The organism is Geobacter sp. AOG2, from assembly GCF_019972295.1.
Lineage (GTDB): Bacteria > Desulfobacterota > Desulfuromonadia > Geobacterales > Pseudopelobacteraceae > Oryzomonas.
In genome coordinates this window covers 1,150,594-1,174,500 of record NZ_BLJA01000001.1, presented here as the reverse complement: position 1 = coordinate 1,174,500, position 23,907 = coordinate 1,150,594, and the positions used below count along the sequence as shown (strand labels likewise).

General features: G+C 53.5%; 21 protein-coding genes. 8 read left to right on the top strand and 13 right to left on the bottom strand.

The genetic code is table 11. From position 1 onward, the window contains the following. Positions 1-16 precede the first annotated feature (16 nt). A complete protein-coding gene (locus LDN12_RS05410; protein WP_223921660.1) occupies positions 17-994 on the top strand; it encodes a DUF2950 domain-containing protein in 978 nt (325 codons plus the stop codon). After that, entirely contained in the window at positions 994-1,368 is a 375-nt protein-coding gene (locus LDN12_RS05405) for a hypothetical protein (RefSeq protein WP_223921659.1), read from the top strand. The genes LDN12_RS05410 and LDN12_RS05405 overlap by 1 nt, the downstream gene beginning before the upstream one ends. Before the next feature lie 33 nt (positions 1,369-1,401). On the opposite strand, the gene LDN12_RS05400 is transcribed toward LDN12_RS05405, so the two are convergent. From LDN12_RS05400 to LDN12_RS05385, 4 genes are read right to left on the bottom strand one after another with little or no spacing between them, the layout of a single operon-like run. Continuing rightward, entirely contained in the window at positions 1,402-2,310 is a 909-nt protein-coding gene (locus LDN12_RS05400) for a hypothetical protein (RefSeq protein WP_223921658.1), read from the bottom strand. 23 nt (positions 2,311-2,333) lie between these two features. Next, positions 2,334-3,770, bottom strand: a complete 1,437-nt coding sequence (locus tag LDN12_RS05395; RefSeq protein ID WP_223921657.1) for an MBOAT family protein — start codon at positions 3,768-3,770, stop codon at positions 2,334-2,336. Positions 3,771-3,773: 3 nt separating this feature from the next. After that, a complete protein-coding gene (locus tag LDN12_RS05390) occupies positions 3,774-4,010 on the bottom strand; it encodes an acyl carrier protein (RefSeq protein ID WP_223921656.1) in 237 nt (78 codons plus the stop codon). A gap of 1 nt (position 4,011) precedes the next feature. Further along, entirely contained in the window at positions 4,012-5,547 is a 1,536-nt protein-coding gene (locus tag LDN12_RS05385; RefSeq protein ID WP_223921655.1) for an AMP-binding protein, read from the bottom strand. A gap of 490 nt (positions 5,548-6,037) precedes the next feature. Between LDN12_RS05385 and LDN12_RS05380 the strand changes: the two genes are divergently transcribed. Both LDN12_RS05380 and LDN12_RS05375 read left to right on the top strand, forming a co-directional pair. Next, a complete protein-coding gene (locus tag LDN12_RS05380) occupies positions 6,038-6,508 on the top strand; it encodes a Spy/CpxP family protein refolding chaperone (protein WP_223921654.1) in 471 nt (156 codons plus the stop codon). Positions 6,509-6,718: 210 nt separating this feature from the next. Further along, complete coding sequence (locus LDN12_RS05375; protein WP_223921653.1) at positions 6,719-7,060, top strand: hypothetical protein; 342 nt, start codon at positions 6,719-6,721, stop codon at positions 7,058-7,060. 257 nt (positions 7,061-7,317) lie between these two features. Here the strand turns inward: LDN12_RS05375 and LDN12_RS05370 are convergent, their stop codons facing one another. The 8 genes from LDN12_RS05370 to LDN12_RS05335 all read right to left on the bottom strand — a co-directional run bounded on the left by LDN12_RS05370 (position 7,318) and on the right by LDN12_RS05335 (position 15,503). Then, positions 7,318-7,785 carry a hypothetical protein gene (locus LDN12_RS05370; protein ID WP_223921652.1) on the bottom strand — a complete coding sequence of 156 codons (468 nt, stop codon included), beginning with the start codon at positions 7,783-7,785 and terminating at the stop codon, positions 7,318-7,320. Between the two features lie 96 nt (positions 7,786-7,881). Next, positions 7,882-8,745: an undecaprenyl-diphosphate phosphatase gene (locus LDN12_RS05365; RefSeq protein ID WP_223921651.1), complete on the bottom strand. Its 864-nt coding sequence runs from the start codon at positions 8,743-8,745 to the stop codon at positions 7,882-7,884. A 371-nt stretch (positions 8,746-9,116) separates the two neighbouring features. After that, the gene (locus tag LDN12_RS05360; RefSeq protein ID WP_223921650.1) at positions 9,117-9,506 is read right to left on the bottom strand and encodes a hypothetical protein; all 390 of its coding nucleotides are present in this window, start codon (positions 9,504-9,506) and stop codon (positions 9,117-9,119) included. Positions 9,507-9,771: 265 nt separating this feature from the next. Further along, positions 9,772-10,266 (bottom strand): HyaD/HybD family hydrogenase maturation endopeptidase, encoded by a 495-nt coding sequence (locus tag LDN12_RS05355; protein WP_223921649.1) that lies wholly within the window; start codon positions 10,264-10,266, stop codon positions 9,772-9,774. A gap of 21 nt (positions 10,267-10,287) precedes the next feature. After that, the gene (locus LDN12_RS05350; protein WP_223921648.1) at positions 10,288-11,988 is read right to left on the bottom strand and encodes a nickel-dependent hydrogenase large subunit; all 1,701 of its coding nucleotides are present in this window, start codon (positions 11,986-11,988) and stop codon (positions 10,288-10,290) included. A gap of 59 nt (positions 11,989-12,047) precedes the next feature. Beyond that, positions 12,048-13,331: an NrfD/PsrC family molybdoenzyme membrane anchor subunit gene (gene nrfD / locus LDN12_RS05345; protein WP_223921647.1), complete on the bottom strand. Its 1,284-nt coding sequence runs from the start codon at positions 13,329-13,331 to the stop codon at positions 12,048-12,050. Continuing rightward, positions 13,324-14,337 carry a hydrogenase 2 operon protein HybA gene (hybA, locus tag LDN12_RS05340; RefSeq protein ID WP_223921646.1) on the bottom strand — a complete coding sequence of 338 codons (1,014 nt, stop codon included), beginning with the start codon at positions 14,335-14,337 and terminating at the stop codon, positions 13,324-13,326. Before hybA ends, nrfD begins: the two co-directional genes overlap by 8 nt. A 2-nt stretch (positions 14,338-14,339) precedes the next feature. Next, on the bottom strand, positions 14,340-15,503 hold the full coding sequence (locus LDN12_RS05335; protein WP_223921645.1) for a hydrogenase small subunit: 1,164 nt from the start codon (positions 15,501-15,503) through the stop codon (positions 14,340-14,342). Between the two features lie 271 nt (positions 15,504-15,774). Between LDN12_RS05335 and LDN12_RS05330 the strand changes: the two genes are divergently transcribed. Then, positions 15,775-17,139, top strand: coding sequence for a sigma-54 dependent transcriptional regulator (locus LDN12_RS05330; RefSeq protein ID WP_223921644.1), 1,365 nt, complete (start codon positions 15,775-15,777; stop codon positions 17,137-17,139). Continuing rightward, positions 17,139-19,100, top strand: coding sequence for a cache domain-containing protein (locus LDN12_RS05325; RefSeq protein WP_223921643.1), 1,962 nt, complete (start codon positions 17,139-17,141; stop codon positions 19,098-19,100). Before LDN12_RS05330 ends, LDN12_RS05325 begins: the two co-directional genes overlap by 1 nt. A gap of 874 nt (positions 19,101-19,974) precedes the next feature. Here LDN12_RS05325 and LDN12_RS05320 read toward each other — a convergent pair. Beyond that, positions 19,975-20,154 carry a CsbD family protein gene (locus tag LDN12_RS05320; protein WP_223921642.1) on the bottom strand — a complete coding sequence of 60 codons (180 nt, stop codon included), beginning with the start codon at positions 20,152-20,154 and terminating at the stop codon, positions 19,975-19,977. A gap of 1,420 nt (positions 20,155-21,574) precedes the next feature. Here LDN12_RS05320 and LDN12_RS05315 point away from each other — a divergent pair. Beyond that, the gene (locus LDN12_RS05315) at positions 21,575-22,054 is read left to right on the top strand and encodes an outer membrane protein (RefSeq protein WP_223921641.1); all 480 of its coding nucleotides are present in this window, start codon (positions 21,575-21,577) and stop codon (positions 22,052-22,054) included. 115 nt (positions 22,055-22,169) lie between these two features. Then, positions 22,170-23,750: a methyl-accepting chemotaxis protein gene (locus LDN12_RS05310; RefSeq protein ID WP_223921640.1), complete on the top strand. Its 1,581-nt coding sequence runs from the start codon at positions 22,170-22,172 to the stop codon at positions 23,748-23,750. The last annotated feature ends 157 nt before the right edge of the window (positions 23,751-23,907 follow it).

The window sequence follows — 23,907 nt, the reverse complement described above, 5'->3', positions numbered from 1 at the left end:
GTACTTGAAGAAAGGAATGAAGCGTATGATGGATTTGGGGAAGATCGTGTTCCGCGGCGCAGGGGCGTGGTGTTTGTGCGCCTTGTTCGTAGTGATGGCGCTCAGGCCGGCAGCCGGCTTTGCCGCCCAGTCCGGCTCGGTCCAACGGTTCTTTGCATCTCCCGAAGAGGCCCGCCAAGCCTTGATCAGCGCCGTTCAGCACAAGGACCATGGAGAGTTGAAGAGAATCTTCGGCCCGATTGCCGCTGAATTGGAACCGGGCGATCCTGTGGAACAGGCCGCGGAATTCGACCATTTCAGCCGACATGTGCGGGAAGGGACCGAACTGGTCAAAGAGGGAGATACAAAGGCAATCCTGGTCATTGGAGCGAAGAAATGGCCGTTCCCCGTACCGATCGTCAAACGAGGCGACGCTTGGCTGTTCAACACGGAAGAGGGGCGGGAGGAGATCCTCAACCGACGCATCGGTCACAACGAGCTGGTTGCCATCAATGTCTGCCGGGCTTATGTGGATGCCCAGCGGGAATATTACGCCATGCCGGAACCGGATGGCGAGCAATTGCCCAAATATGCGCGGCACATGATCAGCCGGCCGGGTAAAAGGGATGGGCTCTATTGGCCGACCGTATCCGGCGAAAAGGAGAGCCCACTCGGTCCCTTGGTCGCCAAGGCAAAAGAAGAAGGGTACATGCAGAAGCGCGCGGCAGGGCAACACGGCCCCCGGCCATACCACGGCTACTATGTCCGGATTCTCACCCGTCAGGGGCCGAACGCACCGGGCGGCAGGTTCAGCTACGTCATCAACGGCAATATGGTGGCCGGCTATGCCCTGATCGCCTATCCAGCCAAGTGGGGGGTTTCGGGGGTGATGACGTTCATTGTGAACCAGAGAGGAAGGGTGTATGAAAAGGATCTGGGGCCGAAGACCGGAGAAATCGCGCGCAAGATGGAGGGCTACAATCCTGACCTGACGTGGAAGCTGGTAGAACAGTAATGATTACGGCACACAACACCGGTATGGCGAGCGACAGGCAGGAACACCCAAGGGACAACAGGCTGCAAACACGCCTCTACCTTTGCGGAATCTTTATCCTGCTGGCCGGCCTGGGCGCCGCCGTCCTCATCTTCCTGGCAGCGGGGGATGCGCCGGAGGGGATACCGGAGTTTGACATCGAAGGGTCCAGGAGATCGCTTCGTGACTTGGAGCTTTACGGCGGCAAGGCCAATGTCCTCGCTACGGAGTTCATCGCTTGGTTTGGCGGGTTGTGGCATGGGCGATCCCTCGCCGCTACCGTGGCGTGCATCGCCGTGGTACTCGCTGGCGGGCTGTTCCATGTCGCCCACAACTGGCTGCCAGAGCATCGATAAAACCGGACACGGGTATATCCCCGAGCGGCCAGATCACATTATCGGCTTTATTACGCCGACAAGGCCATCAGTAGCCAAAGCCTGACCATGCTTGTTGAAGTGCAGAGGATCGTAAAAAAGTTCGCGTCGATGTTCGAACATTTGGTTGTGATCAATGAAGAACACATCCGGGTCTTGCGCGTCATAGCTGCGAAACATTCCCACGACCTTATCCCGATAAGCTTTATCAATCCTGTCCCGTTCCAAATCTACAATAGGCAGAAACAACAGGACGGTCTTGACGTTTTTTGATTTAAGCAGCGCAAGTGTTTCCTCGAAACATTTCACTGTAGCAGGATTTATGGTGAGATTGGCATAGGGGTTACCGTTCCTGACCAGATTCTTTCTGTAACTGACCTCATCGAAATAATCGCCAGGAATCTCGGCGGTTTTAAAATGGTTGATGACAGCCCTGGCAAAAACCTTGGGGTCGTTATACCGTAAGGATCTGATGTATTTTTGTGAATAATATTCGGACCATGTACTTCTGCTTTTCAGATAACCGTCGATATTCTCGTTGCCCATAAATGGAAACAATTGCTTGTACTGTTTCATGTGCTCAGGATTATAGGTCCTGCCGTTAAAAGTAAAAAAATCGACATCATAGACTACTATTTTTGTTTGATGCGGATGTTCGCCAAAGTAATGACGAATCATTGCCAGTCGGTCGAATGCATCCATTCCCGCTACCGCATATTTGGCTACCGGGACCTTGAGACCCTGTTCCAGCCTTTTTTTATCTATGGCATGGTCTGAACGGGAATGCCCGACGCACAGAATCCTTGCCCCGTTGGTGAATCCATAATACCTATTGAGACCATCTTTCAGGTAGGCATCCACCGCGTAGTCAGTAGCAAGAATGGCTACGCAAATGAGTATCAATTTTAGAATCAATCTGGTCACTTCGATACCCTGGAATGGTTATACTAAAACTTGAAATAGACAAACATACTGTCGATGTCGATATTACAAACCAGCAACAACACTACCAAGCCGTAATATATCGACCACCTAAACCAGAGTGGCTTATCGTAAAATTTAGTTTTCACATCAGAAAATCTTATGAAAATATATGACAAATTAACAATGCCTAGGGAACACAGAAGTATCAAGAGCGATATTTTTCCGGAAGTCAGGAGTGCCGATGTGATATTACTATCAAAGCCTGAAAACAGATGCCTTATGATATACAAGGCATCTGACAGGGAATTTGCTCTGAAAAATATCCAGGCAAAACAGACCAGATTGAAAGTGGCTATGGTTTGCCAAATCTTAAGAACTGCCGTCTTTTCCAGACCTGTCTTTTTATGAATCTTTTTTTGCAGAGGCTTGTAAAATACCGATGTCGCCAAGTACGCACCGTGTAGAAGCCCCCACACGACAAAACCCCATGAGGCCCCGTGCCAGATACCGGAAATAAAAAACGTCACCATGAGGGCTGACGCGGTGCCCCACGTCTTCCAGTCGCGCCAACGCATTTGAAGGGGCTTGAAGATATAGTCCAGAATCCAGCGGGAAAAGGATATATGCCATCGTCTCCAGAAATCGGCAACAGAGTTGGCCATATAAGGGCTGTTGAAGTTCTGGCTCAGGTTTATGTTGAACATGCGCGCAGTGCCCAAGGCCATATCGGTATAGCCGGAAAAATCGAAATAGATCTGCATTGCATACAGATAGGTAGCAAAGATGAAGGAAAAGCCCGTAAATGAATGGACATCATTGTAAACCGTATCGACGATCAGGCTCAATCGGTCGGCCACCACCACCTTTTTGAAAAGCCCCCAGGTAAACAGGAACATGCCGGAACGCATGGCATCATAATCGAACCGGTACGGCCGCTTCAACTGCGGCAGCAGGTCTCCGGCTCGCTCGAGGGGGCCTTGCAGCAGTTTCGGGAAGAATGCCATGAAGAGAGCGTAATGGCCGAAGTGTTGTTCCGGCTCCTCGATCTCCAGATAGATGTCTGCCAGGTAGGATATCGCCTGAAAGGCATAGTAGGAAACACCTATGCTGATGAGCGTCCGGGAGAGGGTGGCATTGAGCCCGAAGATGCTGTTGGCGTAGGACTCGATAAAGGGAAAATACTTGAGGACGGCCAGGACTGCAACGCACGCAAAAGTGCCTGCCCAGAGCCAGCGTTTACGGATGGTTTCATCCTGGGATGCGGCAATGCGGAGTCCGCAAACATAACTGATGCCCGTTACCGTCAATAGCACTGCCAAGAGATAGGGTGCCTTGAGAGCGGCATAGAAGCCGTAGCTGGTTCCGAGTAGGACCAGCCAGCGCCAGCGGTCGACAGTTACGAAGAAAAGCAGGTAGGTGGCTGGCAGAAAGAGAAAATAGACAAGCGAGTTGAACGGCACCCGTTAGGCCGCCAGCTTTCGTTCGATGTCGGCTATCAGGTCGCCAACATTGCGCTGTTTGAGCAACTCTTTCTGGGTAAAGCGGATATTGAACTTTGCCTCGATGGTGGTTACCAGGTTGACGTGGGAAAGGGAATCCCACCCATCGATATCGTTGGCGGACGTAGTGGGATGTATCTGGATAGCATCGTCATCGAACACCATGCAAAATATCTGGTTCAGGGTTTCAGTTATTGTCATGTCATATCTCCAGGGTTGAGATGTCGCCAGGATCTTCGCCGGTATAAATTGCTTTGAGCACTCGGCGCATGATCTTGCCGCTCTTGTTTTTGGGAACCCCTTCACAGAAGATGATTTCCTGAGGTGTGGCAATGCTGGAAGCACGATTTGATACGTGCAGCCTGATTCTGATCTCCAAGTCTTTGGTCGGCAGACATCCTTCATGCAGGTGGACATAGGCCACCACCTTCTCGAAGAGTAGGTCATCGGGCACGCCAATTACGCCCGATTCGGCTACCTCTTTTACCTCCAACAGGGCACTTTCAACCTCGAATGGGCTGATGAGATGGCCGGCGGTATTGATAACGTCGTCGCTCCGCCCCATAAACCAGTAGTAACCGTCACTATCCCGTCGAGCGGTATCGCCGGTATAGAAGTAGCCGTTCCTGAACTTGGAGTTGTAGGCCGACTCGTTATGCAGGTAGGCCACAAACATGGAAGGCCAACCGGCCTTGATGCACAAGTTTCCCTGTTCGTCATCCGCCAGCTTCGTGCCGTCATCCGCAAGGATAGCCGCCTCTATACCGTCAAAAGGCTTGCCCATTGAACCGGGACGGATGGGAATACCAGGCAGGTTGGAAATCATTATTGCACCGGTTTCGGTCTGAAACCAGGTATCATGGATATCCCGATGCAGGAGGCGGCGCGACCATGCAATGACTTCCGGGTTCAGTGGTTCGCCAACGCTGTAGATGGTGCGGAGGGCCGAGAGGTCGGCATGTGTAAAGATGTCCTCCTCTTCCCGCATGAGCATGCGCAAGGCGGTCGGCGCAGAATACCAGACTGTTATCCGTTCCCGTGCCAAAATATCCATCCATATCTGAGCATCGTACCCGCCGCCGTAATGCACCTGGGTTATGCCAAGGCTCCAGGGGGCAATAATTCCGTAAGAGGTTCCGGTAACCCATCCTTGGTCGGCAGTACACCAGTAAATGTCGTTATGCTGCAGGCCGAGTACGTTCTCTGCTGTTGCCCTCTGGCCCACCAAGCTGCCATGGCGGTGGAGTACCCCCTTAGGCTTCCCTGTGGAGCCGGAGGTGTAATGCAGGACCGACGGGCTATCCGGCGAAGTTGGCTGCACTTCGAATGAGTCTCCTGCTTCAGCCATGGCGCGGGCATAGCTGATTATGCCGTTGCCGGGATCATCGTCCCCATCCACCAAGATAACGAACTTAAGAGCCGAGAGTTGCCCGCGTATGCGGGCAATCTTCTTATAGAGGCTCTTACGGGTAATGATACCAACCGATCCTGAAGCACCGAGACGGTCAAGGAGTGCATCCTCGCCAAAGTTTGAAAAAAGGGTACCGCAGATCGTCTGGGCCTTAAGGGCGCCAAGGAAGGCAAAGAACTGTTCCGGCATCTTGGGGAGAAAGGTGAAGAAGATGTCCCCTTTACTGATGCCAAGGCCGGCAAGCACATTGGCAAAGCAGCTACTTTGGGCGTCAAGATCGTCAAAGGTGTAGTCGGTCCTGCTGCCGTGTGCGTCAATCCAACGCATGGCAGTTCTCCCCCCCAGCCCCTTCCGGCATTGGAGTGCAGTGCAAGCGTATCCGATGTTGTGTTCAATTCCCGCATTCATGGCTGAACCATTAAAATGTATCAAAATGAAGATTAAAAACCACATTGGCATCACCCCACGTACCGACAACACAGGGAGATGGGAAACTTATGGCTGTATAACACATTTGGCCTCACCTCAAAAACAACAAATGTAACAGGCCTGCGTACCAGCGGGTCTGATGCTTCCCCTCACACCCTTCCGTGCCGATTTTCCGCCATCCGGTATTTACCCATCCCTTGAGAACAAGCCTTAAGTATGGGCCAGATCAACGGTTCCTACCGTTTTTCCCGCTTCTCAAGGAGGAGTCTTTTCCGTTGTTGCCCGCCGCGGATAAACCCGTAACCTTTTCCCCGTAACTACCGTCTACAAAGCAGGTTGCACAAATCGTTCGGCGGAGGTTACGACAATGTTTAGAAACCGAAAAAGTATGGCAAAAATCGTAGTACTGTTGTGTATTGGGGCAATAACGGCGTTTGCCGGTATGGCACAGGCAGACGACGGAGGATGGGATAGCGGGCATTGCGGCAATCACATGAAGCAGCGGATGCATCACAACTTCAAGAGAATTGCCAAAAAACTTGGCCTGACCGAAGCGCAGAAAGCCCAGGCAAAGGCGATCTTCCAGGCCAACAGGGATGCGATGAAGCCGATATTCGCCAGCCTGCGCACCGAGCGAAAGAATCTCCAGGCATTGATCCACGCCGATACCATCGACGAGGCGGCGATCCGCGCTGAAACCGCCAAGGTAGCCGGTATCCAAGCTGACCTTAACGTCGGCAAGGCTAAAGCCGGGGCACAGTTCCGCGCCATTCTCACACCTGCCCAGTTGGAGACACTGAAGACCATGCACGACAAGCGGCGGATGAAAGACGCCCCGGCCGCCCCTCCAGCCCAATAAGCCATTCCTGTCCGGCCGATCAGTTTATCTGCGCATGAAAGACACGCAGCACAAAGCCCCTTTGCACCTGAGGCTTTGTGTTGCGTGGTTGAATAACTGGAACGTGATACCGGATCACGACAAGACATGACTTTGCAACGACCAACGAAAATCTGGTAAAATAATTTTTTAAGGGATATGTTTCAGGTGCCACCGTCAGAGAGGTCGTTCATGCCGGATACGCCCCCAACATACAACATATTCCACGTCGTAAAAGCCGTTGTGCTCACCACTATTATTGTTTCCCTGCTGGGCTATATCGACTGCATAACCGGTGAGATATCCATAGACGTACTATATATATTTTGTATATGTGTCGTAACATGGTTTACGAATACCCTTATCGGCATCGTCTGTGTGCTGGAAATCATACTGGCAAAAACGACCGCCGACTACTACGACCATATCAAGATAGGCTCGCACCTTTATGAATGGAATACCTTTACCTATCTGTTCATATACCTTGTTGTCTGCCTGTTGGTTAAAAAATTAAAAAAGGCGCTGTCAGCGTAATCAGCTCTCAAAAAATGATGGCAACGTGAAAGAAAATCATACTATCGACACGTTGCTCATGCATGCTTCCCTGTTACAACCCAAAACAGCCCAGAATAACTACGTCGGATTGACTATGCTCGACGCCAAAAGGGTTGGCAACATCCTGCAGATGGCCCGATACCGCCGCTCGAGACGAAGCAGTCGAGGCGCACCAAATAGCTTTAACGACCGTCCAACACCATCGATGCTCTCATCAATAATCTTTCAACAACAAATTAAAATTTGACTCCCGCACCGATACTGAAGAAATCCATGCGGTCGTTGACGTGCCGGCGGTATTCTGCGTTCAGGAAGAACAACCCAAGGGGAATATCGGCACCGCCCATCACTACCGGGGTGTAGGTCGCGGAGTTGTGGCCGTGGAATTCGACAGCCTCACCCAGACCAGCATAGGGCCTGATAAAGGGAATCGGGAGATGGGCCTTGAAGAGTGCGGTGATCGGCACGGATTTATCGCGCTGGATAGAGTTGATGTGATTCTTGTTGGGCATGACATAGCCGGCGCTTGCGCCGACAGAGATGATCGGGTTGAGATACAGATCGCCGAACACCTCAAAGGAATTGGTGTCATAGTGGCCGTGGGCGATGCCGTCGCGAATACCGATGCCGATCGAGTCGGCCGCCACGACGTTGTTGCAAATAGCCAGGGTCAGTACTAATGATAGGGCCAGTAAAGTTTTCATGCCTGTTCTCTCCTCTTGAATAGTAGGTCTGGCAGCGCAGATGCGAGCATTAGCCATCATATTTGATACGGGAATACCGGACGAATCGGGCTGTCTTTACATCCCAATCCGATAAAATGTAAAAACAACGGAAGCCGCAACAAGGCAGTAAAAACCGAAGAACTGCCAACGTCCTTTCTCCAGCCAGCTCGAAAGCCAGCGTAAAGCGAGGAGGCCTGCCAAAAAGCTCAATACCATCCCCACAATGCTGGGGAAGAAGAGTCCCGCCAGATGCGCCCCCTGGGTTGACGTGGTGAGTGTCTGCGCCTTCAAGAGACGCCAAACCTCGCGAGCGATCACGGGTGGTGTGAGTATAACCGCCAGAGCAAAGCTGAATTCTTCGGCCTTTTCCCTGGCAATCCCCAACAGCAATCCTGCGGAGATAGTAGCGCCGGAGCGCGAAAAACCGCGAAAAGGGAGACAGAGGCCCTGGACCATCCCGATCAGGGCCGATTCCCTTACTCCCAAGTCGGCAGACGTCGACGCACGTTTCCCATACAGACCGGCAACGATAATCAGCACTCCAGCCGCAGTCAGAGCAGCCGAGATTAAACCCAGATTCCCGAACAGCAACTCGATCTCGGCATTGGGGATCTCTCTCAGGACAGCCCTTTCGATAACTGCTTTCAGCACCAGCCCGACCATGCCGGTCAGGATGGTGGAGATCATGATGAGCTTGAAGGCACGCATAAACTGTTTCCGGGAAGCAAAAAAGCTCTCCCGCCACGACCTCCAAAAATAACAGATGACCGCAAACATGGTCCCGGTGTGCAGCATGACCAGCAGGAGCGTCATTTCCGGAGTAGTGGGATCGAGGCCCATAAGTTTGGCAATCACGATTACATGGGCGGAACTGGAAACGGGTAACAACTCTGCAGCACCTTGAACTGCTGCAAGGGCAAATATCTGGAGGATAGTCATGGGAAGATCACACCTGTCGATTCTTTGAAGTCGGAGAAAAATTGTGTGACAGACTAGCATATATCTATGCGCAAAAGAAACAAAACCGCTGTGCATCCCTTAAGGGTGCGGAACCGGCAATGTTTGGGGTCCGACTACGTGGGTGGAAGGAGGATACGACAGAAAATCGGCAGATCTTTCGGAGCCCACAGTGGAGTAAGGTGACCATTTCAAGATGAGACTTGGTGGGTGGCGTTGAATAAAAGATGAGGGAGTAGAGGGACTGCCACATACCCTCCGGTGTTAGGAAGCGGAGACTGCTCTGCCCTCTCCCCAGCCGATTGCGATCCGACACTCAGCGGGGACGCCTTCCGATATATTGGCAGGGTGTCTCAATGTTCAGTGTGGAGCGTTGTCTGCCCTGCCCTCTCGCGAGTGAGCATTTTGGAGAGCACGGCGGCGATTTCATCAGCATCATCGTCCAGGCACCCCATAAAACGCGGGTGGAGATTGTAGCCATCCGCGACGGTCTCCATATCCCGGTCAGGCAGAATCAGGACGGTGCAAATATCATGCAGCAGCCATTTCATCAGTTGTATTTCGGCAAACTCAACCTTGGAACCGACAATCAGCACAGCAACCACAGGCTCCATGGACGGGTTCATGATCCTGCTGACCAAGCTGCCCATTGCGCTGAATACTTCAGTTTCAGGGACGGTCCGCACCACAGCATCCCGGATATGGTCACCAACCCCATCTCGTGCGAACAGGAGTATCTGCATGGTCTTCGATCCTCTGGGAAATTGCCTTATGAGCGAAGCACCGGCAATAATTGTATCGGCATCTGATACCCCTAGGGGTTATCGTTACAATGCCGATAAAAATCACAGTTCCGCAAAGGCGGGGAAATGACACCATCCCCTACGGATGCAGGTCGATCACACCGACCTCGAAACCCATACCTTGCGCCTCTCAGCAGGATTCAATTCCCTCATACGTTTTTTGCCTTGTAGTTGTCATTGTCGCGCTTTCCTTCCAAAAGAGAGCCTATCGGCAGGGTTCCCCCGATTTCGGTGCAACATCCAACCCGAGAGAAGTCAATTCAAGGGCGACCATTTCTGCCAGTCTCCCAATACTGCCGCCAACCTCCTCGGACATCTCGAGGCCGGTTTCTATCGATTTGGGCTCAACGCCGAAAAGCACCACCCGCTTGGGCATCCCGTCGATCAGTTGCGCGGTGGCGAGAAGGTCCGAGACCCCAAGCTGATGTGGCGAAATCTTCTTCTGAAAGAGGGCCGGTACCTTCTCGCCTTCCAACCGGATAAAGCTGCCGGGCGGATTTCCGCTCTTCACCACGTCGAGGAGAATGAGATAATCTTTCCCCCGGATATACTGCAGAAGCTCTATACCACTTGTGCCGCCGTCAAGGAGTTCGACTCCCGGCGGGGTCTCGTAGCTCCTTTCGAATTCTTCCACGGCCCTCACACCTGCCCCCTCATCCTGAAGGAGCAGGTTGCCGATGCCAAGCACAAGAACTTTCACAGCGAGCCTCCATTCTCTATCCTAAAGTGCTTTGACCTTCACGATTTCCCTGTTTTCCGTATCAACCATGTGGATGGCGCATGCCAGGCAGGGGTCAAAGGAATGTACCGTTCTCAGTACCTCAAGCGGTTTTTCAGGATCAGCCACCGGGGTTCCCACCAACGACGCCTCGTAGGGGCCGGGTACATCCTGTGCGTTTCGCGGTCCAGAGTTCCAGGTGGAAGGGACAACGGCCTGGTAGTTTTTGATCTTGCCGTCTTTGATCACAATCCAGTGGGAAAGCACGCCCCTCGGCGCTTCGTGCAGCCCAACCCCCTTGATCTCACCGTTCGGAAATTCCGGTTTGTTGAAGGTCCAGCTGTCTCCTTTCCCGATATTGTCCATCAGGGCCTGCCATTGTTTCTGCAGGGTTTCGTACAGAACCGCTGCGCGTACGGCCCTGGCCGCATGTCGACCGATGGTCGAATAGAGCGCCGTAATGGGCACCTTCTCGCCGGCCATGCCGCTGATGGTCTCAAGGGCCTTGTTCGTATATCTCTTGGTGTGCGCGTCCCCCGCGGCGTACATGCAGAGGATATTAGCGAGGGGGCCGACCTGGGCGGGCTTGCCGTTGAACGTGGGGGCCTTGACCCAGGAGTATTTACCGTCGTCCTGAAACTCCGTATAATGGGGTTCCGTGTCCTCTTCCCAGGGATGGCGGGTCCAACTGCCGTCGTACCAGGAATGCTTGACGCTCTCCTGCACTCCCGCCCTGAAAAACTCATCATGAAAGCCCGTTATGGGATGGAATCTGCCGATGTCACCATCGGGGATATAGCCGCCGGGGTGGTCGAAAACGGTCCCCTTGGTATCCATCGGGAATTCTGGCACCGACAGGTAATTGGTGACGCCGGCCCCGTATGCGGTCCATCCCTTGTAGAAGGCGCCGATGGCGCATACGTCCTGGAAATAAACGTTGTTCACGAAGTCGCCGAGTTCGTCGATAAGGGCTTTGACGTAGAAGAGCCGCTCCATGGTAAGGGTGGAGGGGCTGTCCGTATTTATGGGATTGGCCACGCCCCCCACGGCCAGGTTTTGGATGTGCGGCGTTTTCCCGCCCAGAATGGAGACGATCATGTTCGCCTTGCGCTGGACCTCAAGCGCCTGAAGATAATGGGTCACGGCGAGAAGATTTACCTCCTGCGAAAGCTTCATGGCCGGGTGGCCCCAATAGCCGTTGGCGAATATACCCAACTGCCCGGTCCCCACAAAGCCCTTCAGCTTATTCTGCGTCTCCGTGAATACCTGCGCGCTGTTCAGGTGCCAGTTGGATGTGTTCTGGGCCAGTATCGCTGTTTTTTTGGGGTCAGCCTTCAGGGCGGATGTTACATCCACCCAATCCAGGGCCGAAAGGTGGTAGAAATGTACGATATGATCCTGAATGGCATGAGCGGCCATCAGGATGTTCCTGATATATTGCGCGTTCAGGGGTATTTCCAAATTCAACGCATTCTCAACCGACCTGACCGAGGCTATGGCGTGGACAGTGGTACAGACCCCGCATATTCTCTGGGTATACAACCAAGCCTCTCGTGGATCCCTGTCCTTCAATATCAGTTCTATGCCGCGCCACATCTGGCCCGACGCCCATGCCTTGCTTACGCGGCCGTTGTCCAGTTCACAGTCTATCCTCAGATGGCCTTCAATCCTCGTGACCGGATCAATGCTGATTCGCTTTGCCATATCTTCCTCCAGTTGAACCCAATAAACGTACGGTTCATTCAGATAGTTACTGCTCTTGTTTAATGATGCGACTCGGGAAACAGGGGCAGATATTTGGCGCAGAGTTTGAAGCCGAGGATCGCAAAGGCGATCATACCCATCGTCAGCGTCGTTTCCATCATCGAGGGGAAATAATCGCCGCCCGAACGGCTCGCAAACTCGGAAACCCCGAAGACCCCCACGTCCATACGGTTCATCAGCACCCCAAGTATCACCAGGATATCCACCACAAAGATACGGTCCAGATTGGTCCTGACGGAGCGGAAGGAGAGCAGGAAAAGCGGCAGTATCACACCCACCGTCATCTCGATCAGATAAAGGTTCCCCAGGAAGCTCCCATCCAGAACCGCACCCACGCCCGGCCCGGTCGCCAGGTGCCAGACCTTCATGACGAGGTACACGGAGCCGACGATCATTACCCCTCGGGCCAATCCTTCGACCACATCACGGGGAGGCTTGTGGTTGAACACCTTGCCGGTGAGCAGGGTCTCGAAGCTAACGATGGCCAGCCCCAACATGATCGCCGAGACGAGGAAATGATAGGGGATCAGATGGCTGTACCAGATCGGGGACAGTTTGGCCGGCACGATCAGATAGTTGGCCCCCAATGAGGATTGGTGAAGCAACGACAGCGCCACACCGAACATGACGGCTCCTATCATGATACGGCTGACGAAGTTCAGGGCGCGCTGCCAGCCGAGTTTTTCAAACACCATGGGACTCGATTCCGTGCCCAGGGTGGTAAGATAGAGCACAAGGTGCAGGGCGACGATGAACATGATCGAGTTAACCTGCCACATCACCAGGGGATGCCAAATGACAAAGGAACGTCCCACGTCAAGGGTGATGGAGATGGCCGCCAGCAGGTAGCCAAAAAAGGCGTTCAGGATCGAGGCGCGGGCAATGCACTTGTACTTTTTCCAGTTCAGGATGTAGACCGCCCCTGCAATCAGGAACGCTCCGGCCGCCATGGCCACCCCACCCAGGACATCGAAACCGATCCACAGCCCCCACGGCCAGAGATCGTTCAGGTTGGATGCGGCCCCGATGCCAAAGATCAACCGGTACGCGGCAACGACCGCTGCAAGGCCTATCAAAGCTACCAGCACAAGGGTAAACGGCGTGACCATCTTGATCCCCAGGTCCTTGCTGGGTGTATCGTCCAGAAGCTTGTTGATGACGCCTCCCAGTTTTGTACCGACATACCTGGTCGCATCGATATCGGAGAGGCTGTATTCATCGGCCATAAACCTGTTGATGACGCCGCCCCATTTGGGGCCGACATATTTGGTCGTATCAATCATGGCTCTCCTCCTTGTCCTTCCGATGCGTAAACGTATAGATGGCCGTCCCTCCCGTAAAAACCCCCGCGAAAACCCACAGGACCTTGCGTACATAGGCCCACGTCAGGGAAGGAAGATCGAAATGGGGGATATTCTTCCGGAAACCGAGCAGTTCGAACGACACGCCTGAGAGCATGATGTTCTGGGTTCCTCCCGCCTCGGTCAGGCCGTAGACACCGTCGGCATACCGGGCAACCGGCCTGCGCGACTTTTCCGTCGAATCAACGGTCTGTATCGGGAAGTCATACTCCGTTCCCGGTTTCAGGCTGAGCCGATACCGGGCCTCGTTGCGTAAGTCCACGACCTTACCGAAGATGGTGGCCCCGGTGGGACAGAACTCGGCGCAGGCGGCGTACTTGCCCTCGGCGTAACGATGCCGGCACAACTGGCACTTTCTGACCTCCGGCCAGGCCGAGTCCCATTCATAGCGAGGAACCCCGAACGGGCAGGCGAGCTGGCAATAGCGGCAGCCGATGCACCTCTCGGCAAGGTAGTAGACGGAACCGTTCTCCGGGTCCTTCCTGAACGCGCCGGCCGGGCAGACTGAAACGCATGCCGGAGAGACGCAATGGAGACATTGCTGCTTGAAATAGGAATACCCGTTCACGGCCGTGTCCTTTTTTTCTGCCGTGCCGTTTTTGTAGACCTTGACTATATTGAGCGTCTTTCCCGACAACTCCTGCGGCGCGTCCCATATCCCGTTGTTGCCCGGAACTCCCCCGTTCTCATAGGGCGGCGCCGTCATCCCCTTCTTGTAGAGCGCACCGCCGGGCACACTGTTCTGCTCCTTGCAATTGACCATGCAGGATTTGCAGCCGATACAGAGCGTTGCGTCGTACAGAATCCCAACCGCATGGGGTGGGAGTTGCGTTGACATACGCGCGTCAGCGAGCGGAATACCGGAAACCAGGAGCAGCCCGCCTCCGCCGGCGACGCCTTTCAGAAATCCCCGTCTGCTGATCGCCATGGCTACTCCTCCTTGTCCCGGGCGTTCTCCTCATGCTGCCCGTGGGGCTTGTCCTGGGTGGTATCTTTCTTGGTGCCGAGGCCGGTCAGCATCGCCGCGCCGGCGGCACCGACCACAATACCTGCGGACCCGGCAGCAAAGGTCTTGATGCCGGGGGAAACACCCGGCTTGTTCGGGAACGCTTCGCCGAAAAACACGGGCGGGGTCAGTTCCTTCAGGGTTGCTAATTGATGGAGCGGAGCGGAGAAGCCCACGCCTTTTTCGGCGCAGCCGAAACAGGGATGCCCCACACCTACGGGCCATGTGCCAGCGCCGGTGTCGCCGAAAAGAACGGATGGGCAGTTGGCGTAGGTCTCGGGCCCCTTGCAGCCCAGTTTGTAGAGACAGGCGCCCTTCCGGTGTAACCCGTCGCCAAATTGTTCCGCAAACCTTCCTGCATCGAAATGAGGTCTTCTTTCACAATTCTCGTGGATAAGGCGACTGAATGCGAACCGGGGCCTCCCTTTTTGATCAAGTTCGGGGAGCTTGTTGAACGTGACGAAATAAAGAATCGTCGAGAGCAGGTTGTAAGGATTCGGCGGACAGCCGGGGATCGTAACGACTGTTTTATTGGTAAGGATTTCCGGCACCCCCTTGGCCTCGGTAGGATTCGGGCTCGCTGCGGCAACCCCGCCCCATGAGGCGCACGACCCCATGGCCACGATTGCAGCGGCCTGCGGCGCTGTTTCGTTCAGGATATCCAGGGCGGTCCTTCCCGCGATCTTGCAGTAGATCCCGTGTTCTTTGGTGGGAATGGCTCCGTCCACCACCAGAATAAATTTGCCCTTGTTCCCTTTTATCGATTCAGCCTTTGCGGCCTCCACCTGATGACCCGCCGCGGCACTCAGGGTTTCCGAGTAATCCAGCGAGATGAGATCGAGAATGAGGTGTTCCAGGGTAGGATGGCTGGAACGCAGGAGTGACTCGACGCACCCTGTGCATTCCTGGAATGAAAGCCAGATTACCGGAGGACGTTTGGGATTGACGATGGCCTCGGCAATTCTCGCACCCACGCTGAGCGGAAGGCCCATTCCGACGGCCATAACCGAACAGAATTTAAGGAAATCCCTTCTCGAAACTCCGCCAAGTTTTTGTCTGACCGAGTTAAACGCATCTGAGTTGCTCATAACTCCTCCTTTCCTTGATGGCACTAAAAACCTGATGCTTTTTTCCTGAAATTGCGCAAAACTGTCTTGAAAAATCATGCTATACTGTATACAGCAATTCATACGCCAATCGAGGTTATCTCGCTGTATCAAGCGGTTGTGATGTCAGTGTTACAAAGGCTTTCAGGGGTTTGGGCAAAAAATAGCAGGTTTGACGTGCGGGAGATTTTCCAACTGCAACGTTGTTTAAAACTGACTTGATTTGCGCAAAACTGTCTTGGAAGGTGGGCACATGTCACATATCTGCATTTGCGACGATGAGGAAGGAATCCTCAAGTACTTCGGAAAAGTGCTTAAAAAGTATCAAGTGGCCACCTTCAACCGTGGCGAAGAACTGCTGGCGCACCTGGAATCCGAGGCCGGCGACCGGGTTGAATTGTTGCTGCAGGACCTGAGAATGCCGGATCTTGACGGCATCCAGATACTACGGCGTGTCAAAGAAATGCGGCCTGACCTGCCGGTGATCATCATAACTGCCTATGCAACGATCGATGATGCGGTCAGGGCCATCAAACTGGGCGCCTATGACTATGTGACCAAGCCATGTCCCAACGAGAAGTTGCTCAGCATGGTGGAAAACGTACTGCACCTGAGCCGCCTGACAGCAGAGAACCGCCGTCTACGGGCCAGGATACACGGAGGGGGGCATGAGCCGATCATCTTTTCCAGCCCCCGCTTTCGCGAAGTTTACGACCTCACCCTCAAAGTTGCATCCAGCGACGCCAATATCCTGATACTGGGCGAATCGGGCACCGGCAAGGAGTTGATCGCCAGCGCCCTGCATCATAACAGCCTGCGGCGCCACCATCCCTTTGTCTCACTCAATTGCGCCTCCCTGTCGGATACCCTGTTGGAAAGCCAGTTGTTCGGGCACCTGAGAGGCGCCTTTACCGGGGCCTTCGCCAATCAGAAGGGTATGCTGGAAGAAGCCGATGGAGGAACCCTGTTTCTGGACGAGATCGGCGACATCAGTCCCGCGGTTCAAGGCAAGCTACTTCGGGTGATTCAGGAGCGCGACTTCATACCTATCGGGTCCACGCATCCCAAAAACGTGAATGTGCGCTTCGTGGCGGCCACCAACAAGGAGTTGCAAAACGAGGTCTCCGAAGGACATTTCAGAGAAGACCTCTACTATCGGCTGAACGTAATCACCATTACCCTGCCGCCCCTCAGGGAACGCCCCGAGGACGTGGAGCCTCTGGCACGGCACTTTCTGCACCGCTTCTCCGAATGCATGGGGAAGGAGATCCACGGCATCGATTCCAGGGCACTGGCAGCCTTGCAGGCCTACACTTGGCCAGGCAACGTGCGCGAACTGGAAAATGTCATGGAACGGGCCGTAATCCTCACCTCCGGCAGCCACATCAGTGCCGACGTCATCCCTCTGCACAGCGAACAAAAGGAGCCTTCATCTGTGCCTGCTCCGGCGCATCAACCGCAGATGGTTGCCCTGGATGAGATGGAGCGCCAGCATATCGAGGCGGTATTGAGGGGAAACCATTACAATAAAAGCCGTACGGCAGAGATACTTGGCATCTCGCGCCGGACGCTTGACCGACGTATCTCCGATTTCGGCCTGATGAACTGGGAGGAGTGATGAACCACCCACATGCCTCCATCCGCCGTAAGTTCATCTTCGCCACCCTGACACCACTCTGTGTTGCCATACTCCTCAGTTGGCTGATCGGATTTCAGTTGATCACCGACCATGTATTCCGTCAGGCCCAGCAAAATATGATACAGGGTCTCAACCTCGCCCGCACGGTCTACCGTGACGAAATTAATCACCTTGATAGTGTAGTTAAGGGAGCCGCACTCATGCCGGAGCTTGTCCAACGGCTTGGCGACTCCCGTTTCGAACGGTCGGAAAAAGTGTTGTTGCAGATTCTGCAAACGGAGAATCTCAGTTTTTTGAACCTGATCGATGCAAAGGGGGTGGTGCACTACCGGGCAGCCAACCAGCAACAGCATGGAGACCGGTTGGAAGACGACCCGATACTGGACCGCGCCCTTAATGGAGAGTTGACCGGCGGGGTGCAAATCTACTCCCAGGAACGCCTGAGGCTGGAGAACCCGGTTCTGGCACAGACGGCACAAATAGCTCTTACGCCGACCCCCAGGGCTCGCATAATTACGCGGAACAGGGAGCCACGCGGGCTGATGCTGGTAGCGGCGGCTCCCTTGCTGACTAGTGACGGCCGTGTTGTCGGAGCGTTACAGGCCGGCTTCATGCTTAATGGCGACAGCATGGTGGTCGATACCATCACTCGCATCGTCTTTGGCCAGGATGGGAAAGGCGCAGCCACGATCTTTCTGGGAGATGTGCGGATCGCCACCAACGTCCGTGATACGTCCGGAGACCGCGCCATCGGCAGCCTCATGTCGGAGGATGTGGCTCGAGTAGTGCTGAAGCAGGGCGAGAACTGGAGCGACCGCGCCTTTGTGTACCGTAACTGGTATATTTCGGCCTATGAGCCGATTCGCGATCCCTCCGGCAGCGTGGTGGGAGCTCTTTACGTCGGCATGCCGGAACAGCCTCTTCTGGACCTTAAAAAAAGACTCAACCTGATCTTTGCCGGCGTGCTGCTGTCCGTAGCCCTGATCGGCATTAGCCTTGCCACCTGGATCAGCAGTCGCATGGCCCGACCGGTGCGCGCACTGGCCGAGGCCACCCGGCGTATGGCCTCCGGGCAACACATAGAACCGATAACGGTAACAAGCAACGATGAGATCGGGCTATTGGCTAACGAGTTCAACAAAATGACTCGCGAGGTCAGTTTACTGAATCAAACCTTGGAACAGAAGGTGGCAGAGCGCACTAGGGATCTGGCGGAGAAGAACGCGCAACTGCTGGCGACCCAGAATGAGTTGTGCAGAGCCGAGCGGCTGGCCAGCCTGGGCATGCTGGCGGCCGGGGTGGCCCACGAGATCAACAACCCGCTGGCGGTGATTCGCGGCAATGCCGAGCTTCTACAAAGCGCCATTCCGGCTGGGAATGAAAACCGCGAAGAGGCTGACGCCATTGTGGAAGAAGCCATCCGCATCGAGCGTATCGTCAATAATCTGCGGGTCTTCTCGCGTAACGGTATAAAACGCGTTTCAAGTTTTTCCTTGGGGAAAATGCTCGACACCATCCTTAATCAGATCGGTCATCAGATACCCCTCGACCGCTACCGGATAATGAAGAATTATCGGGAAATGGATGTGGATATCGAAGGGGACAAGGACCAGTTACGGCAGGTTTTCACCAACCTGATCATAAATGGCTTGCAGGCTATGCCAGAGGGTGGAGAACTGGTAATGAGTGCCGAGACTGACCAACGGGTAAGGGTAATGGTGCAGGACAAAGGCTGCGGCATTCAGGATGAGGACAAGGAGCGGCTCTTCTCCCCCTTCTTCAGTACCAAGGCCCAGGGTACGGGGCTGGGATTGGCAGTGTCTTACAGCATCGTCAGGGACCATGGGGGGGAAATTCGGGTGGAAAGCCGCGTCGGTGAGGGGACAACCTTTACAGTGGTGCTGCCTCTCCGGCAGGAACCAGTCGACCGAACCGTATGAATGCTCCGGCATCCCATTGCATACGATGCGCCTCCCATGGAGTTACTTGTCCGCACTTATTCTCCCGATCTCTTCCCTGTCCGATGTCTTGGATAGGACCTGTCCACCGTCACCCCTCTCTCTGTTGATCCCCTCAATTCAGATACCACACAAGAACTCACTCACGTACGGTCGAGATCCGGCAGCAAAGTTGCATGCCAATAAAGAAAGTCAACGGGAGGGTATTTAATGGAAACACTTGATAGGGATACGGCCGGAAAATTGTTCAACCACTATCGTAAGCACCGTGACGGCATCAGGAACAAACCGGAAATGGCGTCAATCTGCCTGATCTGTGGCTCTATCCATGTCTTCCCCGACCCACGAGATGCTCATATGTTGGTTTGTCGCAATTGCGGCTTTGCTTTTGACCGTTATGAGTGTACGGCTTGCGGTAAAACCATCGATGGGCGGGACCCGCAAAACCCCGGTTGCCGGGAGTGCGGTTGGAGAGTCTGCACCTGCGGACAATGCGGCTGTCCACAGGTGCAGACAACTGTTGAGTGAAAAAAGGTTTTAATAGGGACCTTCCTGGTAGGGACGCGCCCTATTTTGATCAAAAATTAAGCACTTGACTCGCAAGCGGAATGATCGAGAAGCTTGTGGAGGATAAAACCTGTTATGGCATTGACCACAACGGTTGTTTATATAACGACCTGTCGTATACTACATTGCTAAAAAAACGGAAAGCAAGTTACCAAACAGGGGGTACCGGCGATTCCTCACGGGGAATCAGGTCCCGATGCCCCCTGCATGTTTCTCCATCACTTTTGCCCACACCTTTCCATAGGGAACACGGACTTTCAGCCGGTGGGCAGTCTGCCGAAACGCCGCTTTAAAGCCCGCAAAACCCTTGAACCTTGCCGATCTTCCATTGAACCTTGCCGGCTACTTTTTCAAGTTTACCTCTGGTTCCCAGCATGGTATTCGAACAGACCTTCCCGGTAATCTCCCTAACCGTGCCGCGCACTCTGTGGAAGAGTCCTCTTGCCTGGAACTTGGTGCTTAGTTTCATAACACACCTCCTCTTTCCCCCCATAATGCCATTGATCGGTATTTAAGACTTCTGACAAACGGGGATCCTCGCAACAGCACTACTCTTCTGACCACCAGCTTACAGCTTCCCGCCGGTTCGCCTTGTTACTCGAGAAGTCTCCGGCTCTTACTTAGCCTTCAGTGTACGAGAGACTTCTCTTGCAACACCCATTTCTGGCACCTATTCTTTCTCTTGATACGCAGTATTCGACCATTCTTTCTAAGTGGTATTATAACAATAATCTTATGAAAAATGTCATAAGATTATTGTCCTGCCGGAAAATCATTCACCCACATGACCATTGCCAGCATATGAGGATTGTCGCATATAATACTCCTCCTGTTTGCTCCAAATTAATTGCGTGGCACGATCCAACGTCAAGTTGAGGTCTTGAATGCTCGTACGTGGGTGACGATTGGCGATCCTGTTCAACACCTTGCTGGTGATAGCCGGATTATTGTACCATGGCATGTTCATCATCTCCCTTCCGAGTAGTGTCTTTCAACAGCCATGACTTCGCTGAACGTCGCGGCCGACTCAATCAATCCTCCATGGATAGCACAAAGCATAAGACGTACCACCATTATAACTAGTTATTATAACTGTACATTATATTTTAACCACAATATTAGGACCCTGAGAAAACACTTTTTGTAGGATTTTTTTACACATGGAAAGAACTCTGTGCACTGGACATTGTGGTTTTTAAGACAGATTTTTTAGCGATAGATTCAGGCGCAAAAAAAATCCCCGCAGCTCGGAGGGGAAGCTACGGGGTGCCTTATGGGCAATTGTTTTCTTTTCAACGTTATGGCCGTATTCTATCTTCGAAGGGAAACGCTCCTTTTCTAAATCCTTATTTCTGACTAAAAATATCATTTTTATCCGAAATGTCAATTCCCCGATCCAAACACGGCCGTTACAGGTATTGGAGATATCCCGGCAGCAAAACAGCGGACCTGTATATCCCGGGTAGCTGTTACAATAGATCCTCGGAAATGGGTGAGAATAGATGCCTGTTGCGCCAAAAAGCCGAGCCCCCGGATTGGTATCTGTCATGTTGCGGCTACGCCGGTTCGCTTGTTTGGCAGCCAGACTCCCGCATGGCACTTAAAAACAGCCTGGTTAAGTGGAAATGGGCGTATAATTATAACATAAGGTAAAAAAAGACCGCCCTAGGAAAAGGAGGCGGAGATGACCGTTTTTTTCAGTTTTATTTATGCGACAGGGGTAATGCTCGGGCTCTTCATCCTGGCTTTTGTGGGGGTCTATCTTCTGGCGTTGCTTCTATTTCCGATCGAACGCAAGGTTTCGAGCTACATATGGTCCCACCCCATGCATGCAACTACGATAGGCACCCACAAGGGATCATTCAAAAAATTCAGCCAGAGGATTCAAGATGGACATTAACGGAAACAACGAAATACAAAAAATCCAGCCTCGGCGAAGAGCAAGGGTTACGTTGGCGGTGGCTGCGATAGCGTGTACTGCCATACTTAAAGCGGCCATCTGCTGTGCCGACGATGGAAAGGAGGGCTTTTCGCTGGGCTACGCCACCTTGCAACCTGTTGCAACCGACACAACCGACAAGCATCCCGGTGTGCTGACGGCAAAATATGGTTTCAGCCTTCTAAAAGACATCACCCCGTACGTGGGGACAGGCTTGGCATATGTCCTCCCCCAGGAAACCGTCGTTACCGACACCCCGACAAAGCTCAAAACCGGTCTGGCGGGCCAGGCAGGTGTGAGCTTCAATCTTGGCGGCAATTCATCGTTAGTCATTGATTACAAATACCTGCATTTCGCCAACGATACCCCCAACAGCGACAAGGGGACACCCCCCCAATCAGTTGGAATCGGTGTGAACATCAAATTTTGACCCATCTCGAATGACTCGCTGTGTATACGTTTTTAACACCATTTGACTAACGCAATGGCCATCAGCTATAGTTTTCAGGAGATTTTGCAAACAATCGGGTAATCGAGGTGAGGTAATGCTCAGAAAAAAGTTGGCTTTCAAGGTGTTGGTGATCCTGGGAATCTCGCTCGGTTGCGGTTTGGCAGCCATGATGGTGATTTCAATCTGGCAGCAAACCAACTCCACCATGAAGTTGCAGTTAAAAAATACCCGCAACCTTGCGGCCATATTCATCAGAGATATCGACGACTACATGATGAAAGGCGACTCAAAAGAGGTCAATAAGTACATACGCGAGGCCAAAGAGAGGAAACTGTTCCTCGACCTCAAGATCTACGACGAGCATGGCAAGGAAACGGAATCCAAGGATGGGGCGGCACAGCCCGCCATTGTAAAGGCGCTTGAAGCCGGCAAGACTATCGAGTTCAAAAGCGAGGAGAACGGCATTAAAGCCTTGAATCTCGCTATTCCCTTTGAAAATGAACAACGCTGCAAGCAGTGCCACGATGCAGCCCCAAAATTTCTGGGGGGAATGCTCCTGAAAACCTCTATTCAGGAGGGATATGAAAGCGCGAAAGAAACCTCCATAACACTTCTTTTCACCAGTATTCTGTTTTTCTTCATCCTGCTTGGAACTATCTTTCTTTTCCTGAGAGCGGCAATCATCAAACACATTCTCGCATTTTCCCGTAAAGTTGATGAGTTGTCGAGCGGCGCCGGCGACCTGACCACGGTCATCCAGGTGTCGTCAGACGACGAGATTGGCCATCTTGCCGTTGGCATCAACAAGCTTATTTCCAAAATCCACAACATCATGGCCCAGATAGCTCAGAACGCGGGGGCGCTGTCATCCTCCGCAGACCAGTTGCTCACCACATCCCAAAAAATGACCACAGGGATCGAAGATGCCGTCACACAGACGGACACGGTGGCCACCGCCAGTGAAGAGATGGCGGCGACTTCGGGTGCCATAGCCGCAAATTGCACCGCAGCTGCCGAGGAGTCCGACAAGGCGAACGATTTTGCTACCGCCGGCGCGCAAGTGGTGGAAAAAACGATGGAGGTTATGGCTCGCATCGCCGACAAGGTGCGGGAATCGGCGGAGACTATCGAGTCGCTGGGCAGCAGATCGGATCAGATTGGAGAGATCGTCGGCACCATAGAAGACATCGCCGACCAGACCAACCTTTTGGCCTTGAATGCCGCCATTGAAGCGGCCCGCGCCGGAGAGCAGGGACGCGGCTTTGCCGTTGTTGCCGACGAGGTCCGCGCCTTGGCGGAGCGAACCACCAAGGCAACCCATGAGATCGGTAAAATGATCAAAGCCATCCAAAACGAAACCAAAAATGCGGTTACCACCATGGAAGAGGGCGTTCGAGAGGTGGAGGCCGGGACCGGTGAGGCTGCCCGTTCCGGTGAAGCAATTTTCGAGATTATCGAGCAGATACGCGCCGTAGTGTCCCAGGTCAACCAGATCGCCACCGCGGCGGAGCAACAGACGGCAACCACCAGCGAAATCAGCGGCAACATCCAGCGGGTCACGACCGTCGTCCAGGGAGCGGCGCACGGGGCACAGCAATCAGCTGACGCGGCCAAGCAACTGGCGGTTCTTGCCCATGACCTGAAACAACTCGTGGGCCAGTTCAAACTTTCGTAGCACGAGCCATTCCCAAACTCATGATTCCACAAATACAAAACGGGGGACTCCATCTCCCGTTTTGTATTTGTGGGTGTTCCTCACGGGAGGTAGAAAAGGATCACACAGCTAACCGAATGCACTTTTGCCCCCACCTGTGGTAAACTATGTGCCGGGA